Below are 12596 nucleotides of genomic sequence, written 5' to 3' on the forward strand. Positions count from 1 at the left end.
GAGATAATCAAATCTTAAGAGATTGCATCCATTTCTTCCTTGTTTGCAACAAGTACTTTCTGGAAGCGGCGTACACCTGTACCAGCCGGGATCAAGTGACCAACAATTACGTTTTCTTTCAAACCTAACAAGTGATCTTCTTTTCCGGAGATTGCAGCCTCGTTCAATACTTTCGTCGTTTCCTGGAAGGAAGCAGCTGAGATGAACGATTGTGTCTGCAATGACGCACGTGTAATACCCTGTAACAATGGAGTTGAAGTTGCAGGAACTGCATCACGGGATTCAACCAACTGCTTGTCAGCACGCTTCAACTGAGAGTTCTCATCACGTAATTTACGTGCGGAAACAATCTGACCTGCTTTCAATGTGGTAGAATCACCTGCGTCAACTACTACTTTCATTCCGTAGATAGAGTCATTCTCTTCCATGAAGTCTGCCTTGTGAACAGATTGTCCTTCCAGGAATCGTGTATCTCCTGCATCTACGATCTCCACTTTCAACATCATCTGACGAACGATTACTTCGAAATGCTTATCGTTGATTTTTACCCCTTGTAGACGGTAAACCTCCTGGATTTCATTTACGATGTACTCTTGTACTTTCGTCGGACCCTGAATGTTCAGGATATCGTTCGGTGTAATTGCACCGTCTGATAAAGGTTGTCCTGCACGTGTGAAATCGTTCTCCTGTACTAAGATGTGCTTGGAAAGCGGCACCAAATACTTACGAACGTCACCTGCCTTGGAAGTCACCTGGATCTCACGGTTACCACGCTTGATCTTACCGAATTCAACGATACCGTCGATTTCAGAAACCACAGCCGGGTTGGAAGGGTTACGTGCTTCGAATAATTCCGTTACACGAGGAAGACCTCCGGTGATATCCCCTGTCTTACCAGCAACACGAGGAATCTTCACAAGGATCACACCTTCTTCGATCTTATCTCCTTCGTTTACAGAAATATGGGAATCAACCGGAATGTTGTACTCACGCAATACTTCTTTCGTCTTAGGATCGATAATGTGGATCGCAGGGTTTTTCTTCTTATCGCGGGATTCGATGATCACTTTTTCAGTAAATCCTGTTTGCTCATCGACTTCTTCACGGTAAGTAACCCCATCAATAATATTTTCAAATACTACTTTACCTGCTACCTCTGAAATGATCACCGCGTTATACTGGTCCCATTTACAGATCACATCCCCTTTTTTCACGTTCGTGTTATTGTCAATCAATAACTCGGCACCGTAAGGGATATTTGAAGTCATCAAAGCAACTCCGGTTTTCGGATCAGTAATTTTCAATTCTGCCGAACGACCAACTACGATCGTCTTAGTTGTTCCATCGGAACCTTTACGTGTAATTGTACGTAATTCGTCGATTTCCAACTTACCTGCAGATTTTGCTTTCAAATCAGATTCATCCGTAATGTTGGATGCAGTACCCCCCACGTGGAATGTACGTAGTGTTAACTGTGTTCCCGGCTCACCGATTGACTGAGCAGCAACTACACCAACAGCATCTCCGTCTTGTGCAGGGCGGTGAGTTGCCAGGTTACGTCCGTAACACTTGGAACAAACTCCGCGACGCATTTCACAAGTCAATACCGAACGGATCTCAACCTCTTCAATACCTGCTTTCTCGATTTCATCAGCAACTGTTTCAGAGATCAACTCACCTGCAGCAACAATCAATTGCTCCGTTTCAGGGTTGTAGATATCGTGAACAGATGTTCTTCCTAAAATACGATCGATCAACGGCTCAACGATCTCATCATTTTTCTTCAATGAAGTCGCAACCAAACCTCTCAATGTTCCACAATCCACTGCGTTAATAACAACGTCTTGTGCAACGTCCACCAAACGACGAGTCAGGTAACCCGCATCCGCCGTTTTCAATGCCGTATCGGCCAAACCTTTACGCGCACCGTGAGTAGAGATAAAGTACTCCAAAATCGAAAGACCTTCTTTAAAGTTGGAAAGGATCGGGTTCTCGATAATTTCCTGTGCAGAAGCTCCTGATTTTTGAGGTTTCGCCATCAATCCACGCATACCGGACAACTGACGGATCTGTTCTTTCGAACCACGGGCTCCGGAGTCAAACATCATGTAGATGGAGTTGAATCCCTGATCGTCATTCTTCAACTGATCCATCAACGTATTCGTCAAACGGATGTTGGTATGCGTCCAAATATCAATGATCTGGTTGTAACGCTCGTTATTCGTGATAAGACCCATGTTATAGTTGGCCATTACCTCTTTCACGTCTGTTTCAGCTTTCGCAACCAGTGTTTCTTTTTCTTTCGGGATGATAATGTGATCCAGGTTGAACGACAATCCACCGCGGAATGCCATACCGTAACCCAATTCTTTGATATCATCCAGGAACTTAGCTGTTTTAGCCGTTCCACAGATTTTCAATACGTGACCGATAATATCACGAAGCGCTTTCTTCGTCAATACATCGTTCAGGAAACCTACTTCGCGAGGAACTACCTCGTTGAACAATACGCGTCCGCAAGTTGTATCAATCATTTGAAGTGTTGGAATTCCTTCTTCGTTCAAATCGTAAGATTTTACTTTGATCGGAGCGTGAAGATCCAGTTTTCCTTCGTTGTGCGCGATGATTACTTCTTCCGGAGAGTAGAAAATTCCATTCTCACCTTTCACCTTATGGTCTTCTGTACTTACACGCTTTTTCGTGATGTAGTAAAGACCCAAGACCATATCCTGGGAAGGTACCGCAATCGGTGCTCCGTTCGCAGGGTTCAAAATGTTGTGAGAAGCAAGCATCAACAATTGTGCTTCCAAAATTGCAGCGTTACCCAATGGTAAGTGAACTGCCATCTGGTCACCGTCGAAATCGGCGTTGAATGCCGTAGTTACCAACGGGTGCAAACGAATTGCTTTTCCTTCGATCAATTTCGGCTGGAATGCCTGGATACCCAAACGGTGAAGCGTAGGAGCACGGTTTAATAATACCGGGTGTCCTTTCAATACGTTTTCTAAGATATCCCAAACTACAGGCTCTTTGCGGTCAACGATTTTCTTTGCAGATTTAACCGTCTTCACGATACCACGCTCGATCATCTTGCGGATGATAAACGGTTTGTAAAGTTCCGCTGCCATGTCTTTCGGCAAACCACACTCGTGTAATTTCAAATCCGGCCCAACAACAATTACGGAACGTGCAGAATAGTCAACACGTTTTCCCAATAAGTTTTGACGGAAACGCCCTTGTTTTCCTTTCAAGGAATCGGAAAGGGATTTCAACGGACGGTTTGATTCTGTTTTAACCGCAGAAGCTTTACGGGAGTTGTCGAACAAAGAGTCAACAGCCTCCTGCAACATACGCTTCTCGTTACGCAAGATAACTTCCGGAGCTTTGATCTCGATCAAACGCTTCAAACGGTTGTTACGGATAATTACACGACGGTAAAGGTCGTTCAAATCCGATGTTGCGAAACGGCCACCATCCAATGGAACCAACGGACGCAATTCCGGTGGAATAACCGGAACCACTTTGACGATCATCCACTCCGGGCGGTTCTCGATACGTGTCTGAGACTCACGCATTGCTTCAACAACCTGAAGTCTTTTCAGAGCTTCGTGCTTACGTTGAACAGACGTTTCTGTATTTGCCTGGTGACGCAACTGGTAGGAAAGGCTTTCCAAATCCAATTTACGCAACAAGTCATACAATGCCTCAGCACCCATCTTAGCGATGAATTTGTTCGGATCTGTATCTTCCAGATACTGGTTCTCTCTTGGAAGTGTATCCAAAATGTCCAGGTATTCTTCTTCCGTTAAGAAATCTTTTTCGGAAAGGGAAGTTCCATCCAGGTTATTCGCGATACCAGCCTGAATAACTACGTAACGCTCGTAATAGATGATCTGATCCAATTTTTTTGTTGGCAATCCTAACAAATAACCGATTTTGTTCGGCAATGAACGGAAATACCAGATGTGTGCTACAGGAACCACCAAAGAGATGTGCCCCATACGCTCACGACGTACCTTTTTCTCGGTAACCTCAACACCACAACGGTCACAAACGATTCCTTTGTATCGGATACGCTTGTACTTACCACAATGACATTCGTAATCTTTTACCGGTCCGAAGATACGTTCACAGAACAATCCGTCTCTTTCCGGTTTATAGGTACGATAGTTAATTGTTTCAGGCTTGAGTACCTCACCGCTTGACTGATCGCGGATCACCTCAGGAGAAGCCAACGAGATCGTAATCTTGTTGAAGCTACTTTGTTTTTTCGGTGTTTCTTTTCTGTAAGCCATGTTATAACTTTCTTTAATTCAATTTGACAATTTGTTTCCTAACCAGATCTTAATCCATTGATACATTCAATCCAAGACCTCTCAATTCATGCAACAATACGTTGAATGATTCTGGAATTCCCGGCTCCGGAATGTTATCACCTTTAACGATCGCTTCGTACGCTTTCGCACGACCCATCACGTCATCGGATTTCACTGTCAGGATCTCCTGCAGGATATTAGCCGCTCCGAATGCTTCAAGAGCCCAAACCTCCATCTCACCAAAACGCTGACCTCCGAATTGGGCTTTACCACCCAATGGCTGTTGTGTAATTAATGAGTATGGTCCGATTGAACGCGCGTGCATTTTGTCGTCAACCATGTGAGATAATTTCAACATGTAAATCACACCCACTGTTGCCGGCTGATGGAAACGGTCTCCGGTACCTCCGTCGTACAGGTAAGTTTTACCTGAACGCGGAACTCCCGCTTTATCTGTCCATTCATTGATTTCTTCCGGTTTAGCACCATCGAAAATCGGAGTAGCGAATTTCACCCCCAATTTTTCTCCGGCCCAACCAAGTACTGTTTCGTAAATCTGACCCAGGTTCATACGGGAAGGTACCCCCAGTGGATTCAATACGATATCTACCGGTGTTCCATCCTCTAAGAACGGCATGTCTTCAGCACGAACGATGTTTGCAACGATCCCTTTGTTACCGTGACGACCAGCCATCTTATCACCCACTTTCAACTTACGTTTCTGGGCAACATAAACTTTCGCCATTTTCACGATACCTGCAGGTAGCTCATCTCCAACTGAAATATGGAATTTCTTACGTTTGTAGATTCCAAGCAAATCGTTTGCTTTAATCGTAAAGTTGTGCAACAAACGACTAATCAATGCATTCACGTGTGAATCAGTTGTCCAGTTTGTAGGATTCACGATCGTATAATCGATCATCAACAAATTCTTGTGAGTGAACTTCGTTCCTTTCTTAATGATCTCTTCTTTGAAGTTGTTGAATACACCAGCTGATTTATTCTCACCCAAAACGGTCATCAATTTATCAGCTAATTTTTCTTTCAACTCTGCGTAATCCTTGTCGTATTCTGTATCCAGAACTTCCAATACCGGCTTGTCCTGAGCTTTAGACTTACGATCTTTGATCGCACGGGAGAACAATTTTTTCTCAATAACAACACCACGAAGAGACGGACCAGCTTTCAAAGAAGCATCTTTCACGTCACCCGCTTTATCACCGAAGATTGCACGTAATAACTTCTCTTCCGGAGAAGGATCCGTTTCACCTTTCGGAGTAATCTTACCGATCAGGATGTCACCTTCTTTGATCTCAGCACCAATGCGGATCAAACCGTTCTCATCCAAATCTTTTGTTGCTTCTTCAGAAACGTTCGGAATATCGGAAGTTAATTCTTCCATTCCTCGTTTTGTATCACGAACCTCCAATGAGTATTCGTCAATATGGATTGAAGTAAAGATATCGTCACGAACAACACGCTCAGAAATAACGATTGCATCCTCAAAGTTATACCCTTTCCAAGGCATGAATGCAACTTTCAGGTTTTGCCCCAATGCCAACTCTCCTCCTTGTGTCGCGTATCCTTCACATAGAACCTGTCCTTTCTCAATGCGGTCCCCTTTGCGAACAATCGGCTTCAGGTTGATTGTTGTACTTTGGTTTGTTTTCTGGAATTTTGTTAATGAGTAACGAGTCACTTCACTATCAAAGCTTACTAATTTGTCATCAGCAGACCAATCGTAACGGATCACGATTTCGTTTGCATCCACGTACTCTACTGTTCCTGTTCCCTCAGCGTTGATCAATACACGGGAATCGCGAGCAACTAATTGCTCGATTCCTGTACCAACTACCGGAGACTGTGGTTTCAACAACGGAACAGCCTGGCGCTGCATGTTGGATCCCATCAAGGCACGGTTCGCATCATCATGCTCCAGGAACGGAATGGATGATGCCGCAATCGATGCAATCTGGTTAGCTCCAACGTCCATCAGGTTCAAATCTGTCGGTGGAACAACCGGGAAGTCTCCTTCGTAACGGGCTTTTACAACCTCTGAAAGGAAATTTCCTTTTTCGTCCACTTTCGCGTTCGCCTGAGCGATCATTTTTGCATCTTCTTCTTCAGCTGATAAATAAATCGGCTCGGAAGAAATATCTACTTTACCGTTTACAACCGAACGGTAAGGAGTTTCGATGAAACCAAGTTTGTTCACCTTCGCGAATACACACAAAGAAGAGATCAAACCGATGTTCGGTCCTTCCGGTGTCTCAATCGTACACAAACGACCGTAGTGCGTATAGTGAACGTCACGAACCTCGAACCCTGCTCTTTCACGGGAAAGTCCACCTGGTCCTAGTGCAGACAAACGACGCTTGTGAGTTACCTCGGAAAGCGGGTTGGTCTGATCCATAAACTGAGACAACTGGTTTGTTCCGAAGAACGAGTTGATTACGGAAGACAAAGTCTTCGCGTTGATCAAGTCGATCGGAGTAAAGACCTCGTTATCACGAACGTTCATACGTTCACGAATTGTACGGGCCATACGAGCCAAACCAACACCAAACTGAGCGTACAATTGTTCACCTACCGTACGAACGCGACGATTTGACAAGTGGTCAATATCATCCACATCCGCCTTGGAGTTGATCAATTCGATCAGGTACTTGATGATCGAAAGAATATCATTTTTAGTCAACACACGAGACTCTTCCGAGTTATCGATGTTCAACTTCTTATTCATTCTGTAACGACCTACTTCACCTAAGTCGTAACGTGCATCGGAGAAGAACAATTTCTCGAATACTCCTTTTGCAGTTTCATAATCAGGTGGTTCAGCATTACGCAACTGACGGTAGATGTGCTCAACTGCTTCTTTCTCCGAGTTGGAAGTATCTTTCTGAAGCGTGTTGTAGATAATCGTATAATCAGCTGTGTTAGCATCCTCTTTGTGGAAAATAACTGTTTTCACACCTGCATCAATGATCTCATCAATGTGGTGATCTTCCAATACGGTTTCACGGTCAAGGATTACCTCGTTACGTTCGATAGATACTACTTCTCCTGTATCTTCGTCTCCAAAGTCCTCAATCCAAGACTTCAATACACGAGCAGCCAGTCGTCTACCAACGCATTTTTTCAAATTAGCCTTATTAGCTTTCACTTCGTCAGCTAATCCGAATATTTCTAGAATATCTTTATCTGTTTCATATCCGATCGCACGGAAAAGAGTTGTCACAGGCAATTTCTTCTTACGGTCGATGTAAGCATACATTACGCTGTTGATATCCGTTGCGAATTCGATCCAGGATCCCTTGAAAGGAATCACACGCGCAGAGTACAATTTAGTACCGTTAGCGTGACGGCTCTGACCGAAGAATACCCCTGGTGAACGGTGCAACTGGGAAACAATTACACGCTCGGCACCATTGATTACGAAAGAACCTTTTGGAGTCATGTATGGAATTGTACCTAAGTATACATCCTGCACGATTGTTTCGAAATCTTCGTGCTCAGGGTCTGTACAATATAATTTTAGTTTAGCCTTTAGCGGAACGCTGTAAGTTAAACCTCTTTCGATACACTCATCAATAGTGTAACGGGGTGGGTCGATGAAATAATCAAGGAACTCCAACACGAATTGATTTCGTGTGTCAGTAATTGGGAAATTCTCCGCAAATACCTTGAACAATCCTTCACTTTCACGATTCTCAGGTGTTGTTTCCAATTGGAAGAACTCCTGGAAGGATTTAAGCTGAATATCCAGAAAATCCGGATAAGCGAACTGATTTTTGCTGGAAGCAAAATTAATTCTCGTTGATGTATTGCTTGTTGTTGCCAAGGCGAAATAAATTTAATGAGAAAAGGACTTTAAAATTTGGCTAAACGCCGGAAAACAGGTTAAGGCATCCCGACATTTCGTCGGGACACCTTTCCTGCAAAATTTTGTAACTAATTACTTGATCTCTACTTCAGCACCAGCTTCTTCCAATGCTTTCTTAAGACCTTCAGCCTCGTCTTTAGAAACTGCTTCTTTCAAAGTAGCAGGAGCTCCGTCAACGATGTCTTTAGATTCTTTCAATCCGTTACCAGTAAGTTCTTTAACCAACTTAACTACTGCAAGTTTGTTAGCACCACCTGATTTCAGGATTACGTCGAATTCAGTTTTTTCAGCAGCAGCTTCACCACCACCAGCAGCACCACCAGCCATCATAACCGGAGCAGCAGCTGCAGGCTCAATACCGTATTCGTCTTTCAAGATTGTAGCTAGTTCGTTTACTTCTTTAACTGTCAAGTTTACTAGCGTTTCTGCGATTTGTTTTAAATCAGCCATTTTTATTAATTTTTAAAAAAGGTTCTTAAATAATTTTGTTTAATTCTGCTTATTCAGCATTATGCTCTTTCTTCGAGCGTTTTAAGGATTCCGGCAATTTTGGAACCACCACCTGTAAGACCGGAAATAACATTTTTCGCCGGGCTTTGTAGTAATCCGATGATATCACCGATCAATTCTTCACGAGACTTGATTGCTTCCAGCGCATCCAATTGGTTATCACCAATAAATACTGCTTCTTCAATATAAGCTCCTTTCAGGATTGGCTTATCATTCTTTTTGCGGAAATCTTTAATCAATTTTGCAGGAGCGTTTCCTACTTCAGAGAACATGATAGATGTCGGACCACTCAACACGGATGCCAAGTTATCGTAATTTCTACCTTCAACCTTAGCCATTGCCTTAGCCAACAAAGTGTTCTTAACTACACGTAGTTCGATACCTTGCTGAAAACAACGACGGCGTAACTGGTTAATTGTTTCTACTGTAAGAGCTGCTGTATCTGCAAGATAGAAGATATTTGCTTTCGATAAATCTTGAGCAAGATCTTCAATGTACTGTGCTTTTTGATCTTTATTCATACTTCAAGATTTTAAGCTACAACAGACTTAGCATCAACCTGGATACTTGGAGACATTGTAGAGCTGATGTAGATACTTTTAATGTAAGTACCTTTTGCAGCAGATGGTTTCAATTTGATCAACTGTTGGATCAATTCATGTGCATTGTCACGGATCTTAGCTCCTTCGAAGCTTGCTTTCCCAACAGATGTATGAATGTTACCGAATTTGTCAACTTTGAAATCAATTTTACCTGCTTTCACTTCTTCAACAGCTTTACCAACTTCCATTGTTACAGTACCTGTTTTAGGGTTCGGCATTAAACCGCGAGGTCCCAGGATACGTCCTAATGCACCTACTTTACCCATTACTGAAGGCATTGTAATAATTACGTCGATGTCTGTCCAACCACCTTTGATTTTGTCAATGAATTCATCCAATCCAACGAATTCAGCACCAGCTGCTTTTGCTTCAGCTTCCTTGTCAGGAGTACAAAGTACCAATACTCGTACGTCCTTACCAGTTCCGTGAGGCAATGCAACAGTACCACGAACCATCTGGTTCGCTTTACGTGGATCTACTCCCAGGCGTACTGAAATATCTACTGATGCATCGAACTTAGTAGTTGTAATGTTCTTCACTAAATCACACGCTTCTACCAAGGTGTAAGTTTTAGTCAAATCATACTTTGCTAAAACCTCTTTTCTTTTTTTAGAAATTCTTCCCATGATGCTTGCGATTATTTAGTTGCAGGAGCTTCACCTCCTTTAACAGTTACACCCATACTACGTGCTGTACCAGCTACCATAGACATAGCTGAATCAACAGTAAAACAATTCATATCCGGCATTTTATCTTCAGCGATAACGCGAATTTGATCCCATGTCATGGTACCAACTTTGCTCTTGTTAGGCTCAGAAGAACCTTTTTTCAACTTAGCGCTTTCGATAATTTGCACAGCTGCTGGAGGAGTTTTGATGACGAAATCAAATGATTTGTCACTGTACACAGTAATCACACATGGTAAAACCTTTCCTGGCTTATCCTGCGTACGAGCATTATACTGCTTGCAGAATTCCATAATGTTGACCCCTTTCGCACCTAGTGCAGGACCAACCGGAGGAGCTGGATTGGCTTGACCACCTTTGATCTGTAATTTGATCAATGCTGCTACTTCTTTAGCCATTGTTTATTTAAATTATGCAGTCGTAACGTGGGCGTTAAAGGGAAGCTTTAATCAATAATCCCACTGCTGCGGTTAATACATGTTTACCCTTCTTTTTCTACTTGCATGTAGCTAAGCTCAAGAAGGTTCTTGCGACCGAAGATCTTAACCATTACTTTCAATTTCTTCTTCTCTTCATTGATCTCGTCAATAACTCCGGAGAAATTGTTGAATGGTCCGTCGATCACTTTCACAGACTCTCCGATAACGAATGGGATTTTTACTTCCTCTTCTGTTTCGGATAATTCGTCTACCTTACCTAAAATTCGATTTACTTCGGACAAACGCATCGGTTGAGGATCACCTCCTTTTTCAGCACCCAGGAACCCGATTACATTCGGAATTCCCTTGATCACGTGAGGAACCTCACCGATCAATGCCGCTTCGATCAATACATATCCTGGTAAATACGCTTTTTCCTTCGAGATTTTCTTTCCGTTACGGATCTGAAAAACTTTCTCAGTCGGAATCAATACCTGAGATACATAATCGTCCAGCTTTAAACGGGAAATCTCCAGATCCAGGTATTCTTTTACCTTTTTCTCTTTTCCACTCACTGCACGCACTACGTACCAACGTTTTTTAATATCTCCCATTTTTCTAATTAAAAGAAAGAATAGATAAATCCAACAACTCCCTTCCAGGTAGAAGTAGGAGTACCGGTAATACCAAAGATGTTGTCCATGGCGAATACCAACAATGCAAAAATTACAGACGCAACCACTACAATCAGTGCATTGCTCTGCAATTCTTTCCACGTCGGCCACGTCACATTCTGAGTCATCTCAGTAATGGTTTCGCTAAAATAATTTCTAAACTTTGACATGGTCAATTTATTTTGTTTTGCACGGGCGGTAGGATTCGAACCCACGACCAATGGTTTTGGAGACCACTACTCTACCAGCTGAGCTACGCCCGTATAAAAAGGGGAGTTGACCTCCCCTTTCAATTCATATGTTATCGCGAATTAAGCGATGATTTCAGTAACCTGACCAGCACCTACTGTACGACCACCCTCACGGATAGCGAAACGTAGACCTTTGTCCATTGCTACAGGCACGATCAACTTAACATTGATTGTTACGTTATCACCTGGCATAACCATCTCACGTCCGTCTGTCAAGAAAATCTCTCCAGTTACGTCAGTTGTACGGAAGTAGAACTGAGGACGGTATTTGTTATGGAATGGAGTGTGACGACCACCTTCTTCTTTCTTCAATACGTAGATCTCAGCTTTGAAATCAGCATGTGGCTTAACAGAACCTGGCTTACAGATTACCATTCCACGCTTGATTTGAGACTTCTCAATACCACGTAATAAAAGACCAACGTTGTCACCAGCTTCTCCGCGATCCAAGATCTTACGGAACATTTCAACCCCAGTTACAGTAGAAGTCAATTTCTCTTCACCCATACCTAAGATCTCAACCGGATCTCCGGAGTTAATAACTCCAGTTTCGATACGTCCTGTTGCTACTGTACCACGACCTGTAATCGTAAATACGTCTTCAACCGGCATCAAGAATGGCTTATCAACATCACGAGGAGGTAGTTCGATGTAGCTATCAACTGCATCCATCAACTCATCAACTTTAGCAACCCACTCTGGCTCACCGTTCAATGCACCTAGTGCAGATCCCTGGATAACCGGTGCATTGTCACCGTCGTAATCGTAGAAAGACAACAATTCACGAACTTCCATTTCTACTAGCTCTAACAACTCAGCATCGTCAACCATATCCACTTTGTTCATGAATACAACCAAACGAGGAACACCAACTTGTTTTCCTAATAGGATGTGCTCGCGAGTTTGTGGCATCGGTCCGTCAGTAGCAGCAACTACAAGGATCGCTCCGTCCATCTGCGCAGCTCCAGTAACCATGTTCTTTACGTAATCCGCGTGACCTGGACAGTCAACGTGTGCGTAGTGACGGTTAGCTGTTTCGTACTCGATGTGTGACGTGTTAATAGTAATACCACGCTCTTTTTCTTCCGGTGCGTTATCAATTGAAGAGAAATCACGAACGGCAGCTAATCCTTTAGCAGCCAATACGCTTGAAATAGCCGCAGTCAACGTAGTTTTACCGTGGTCAACGTGACCAATAGTACCAATGTTTACGTGCGGTTTGGAACGATTAAAACTTTCCTTAGCCATTTGTTTT

The 12596-nt window shown here is 43.1% G+C and carries 9 protein-coding genes and 1 tRNA gene; all 10 read right to left on the reverse strand.

Annotated features, from left to right (window positions below):
• Positions 1 to 14: 14 nt before the first annotated feature.
• Positions 15 to 4295, reverse strand: a complete 4281-nt coding sequence (rpoC, locus tag ABDW02_RS10035; protein ID WP_343634426.1) for a DNA-directed RNA polymerase subunit beta' — start codon at positions 4293 to 4295, stop codon at positions 15 to 17.
• A 49-nt stretch (positions 4296 to 4344) separates the two neighbouring features.
• Positions 4345 to 8157 (reverse strand): DNA-directed RNA polymerase subunit beta, encoded by a 3813-nt coding sequence (gene rpoB / locus ABDW02_RS10040; protein WP_343634427.1) that lies wholly within the window; start codon positions 8155 to 8157, stop codon positions 4345 to 4347.
• Positions 8158 to 8271: 114 nt separating this feature from the next.
• Positions 8272 to 8649, reverse strand: coding sequence for a 50S ribosomal protein L7/L12 (gene rplL / locus ABDW02_RS10045; protein ID WP_343634428.1), 378 nt, complete (start codon positions 8647 to 8649; stop codon positions 8272 to 8274).
• 59 nt (positions 8650 to 8708) lie between these two features.
• Positions 8709 to 9230 carry a 50S ribosomal protein L10 gene (rplJ, locus tag ABDW02_RS10050; RefSeq protein ID WP_343634429.1) on the reverse strand — a complete coding sequence of 174 codons (522 nt, stop codon included), beginning with the start codon at positions 9228 to 9230 and terminating at the stop codon, positions 8709 to 8711.
• Between the two features lie 11 nt (positions 9231 to 9241).
• On the reverse strand, positions 9242 to 9937 hold the full coding sequence (gene rplA, locus ABDW02_RS10055) for a 50S ribosomal protein L1 (RefSeq protein ID WP_343634430.1): 696 nt from the start codon (positions 9935 to 9937) through the stop codon (positions 9242 to 9244).
• An 11-nt stretch (positions 9938 to 9948) separates the two neighbouring features.
• The gene (gene rplK / locus ABDW02_RS10060; RefSeq protein ID WP_343634431.1) at positions 9949 to 10395 is read right to left on the reverse strand and encodes a 50S ribosomal protein L11; all 447 of its coding nucleotides are present in this window, start codon (positions 10393 to 10395) and stop codon (positions 9949 to 9951) included.
• A gap of 83 nt (positions 10396 to 10478) precedes the next feature.
• Positions 10479 to 11030, reverse strand: coding sequence for a transcription termination/antitermination protein NusG (nusG, locus tag ABDW02_RS10065; protein WP_124746866.1), 552 nt, complete (start codon positions 11028 to 11030; stop codon positions 10479 to 10481).
• A gap of 8 nt (positions 11031 to 11038) precedes the next feature.
• The gene (gene secE, locus ABDW02_RS10070; RefSeq protein WP_343634432.1) at positions 11039 to 11260 is read right to left on the reverse strand and encodes a preprotein translocase subunit SecE; all 222 of its coding nucleotides are present in this window, start codon (positions 11258 to 11260) and stop codon (positions 11039 to 11041) included.
• 20 nt (positions 11261 to 11280) lie between these two features.
• Positions 11281 to 11353: transfer RNA gene (locus ABDW02_RS10075), tRNA-Trp, on the reverse strand.
• Positions 11354 to 11401: 48 nt separating this feature from the next.
• Positions 11402 to 12589, reverse strand: coding sequence for an elongation factor Tu (gene tuf / locus ABDW02_RS10080; protein ID WP_294677626.1), 1188 nt, complete (start codon positions 12587 to 12589; stop codon positions 11402 to 11404).
• Between the last annotated feature and the right edge of the window lie 7 nt (positions 12590 to 12596).

Origin of the sequence: Fluviicola sp., assembly GCF_039596395.1 — a bacterium.
Classification (GTDB): domain Bacteria; phylum Bacteroidota; class Bacteroidia; order Flavobacteriales_D; family Crocinitomicaceae; genus Fluviicola.

Excerpts from the sequence above, each read along its gene's own strand:
- rpoC (WP_343634426.1), bottom strand. The coding sequence starts at position 4,295 with ATGGCTTACAGAAAAGAAACACCGAAAAAACAAAGTAGCTTCAACAAG.
- rplL (WP_343634428.1), bottom strand. The coding sequence starts at position 8,649 with ATGGCTGATTTAAAACAAATCGCAGAAACGCTAGTAAACTTGACAGTT.
- rplJ (WP_343634429.1), bottom strand. The coding sequence starts at position 9,230 with ATGAATAAAGATCAAAAAGCACAGTACATTGAAGATCTTGCTCAAGAT.
- rplA (WP_343634430.1), bottom strand. The coding sequence starts at position 9,937 with ATGGGAAGAATTTCTAAAAAAAGAAAAGAGGTTTTAGCAAAGTATGAT.
- rplK (WP_343634431.1), bottom strand. The coding sequence starts at position 10,395 with ATGGCTAAAGAAGTAGCAGCATTGATCAAATTACAGATCAAAGGTGGT.
- nusG (WP_124746866.1), bottom strand. The coding sequence starts at position 11,030 with ATGGGAGATATTAAAAAACGTTGGTACGTAGTGCGTGCAGTGAGTGGA.
- secE (WP_343634432.1), bottom strand. The coding sequence starts at position 11,260 with ATGTCAAAGTTTAGAAATTATTTTAGCGAAACCATTACTGAGATGACT.
- tuf (WP_294677626.1), bottom strand. The coding sequence starts at position 12,589 with ATGGCTAAGGAAAGTTTTAATCGTTCCAAACCGCACGTAAACATTGGT.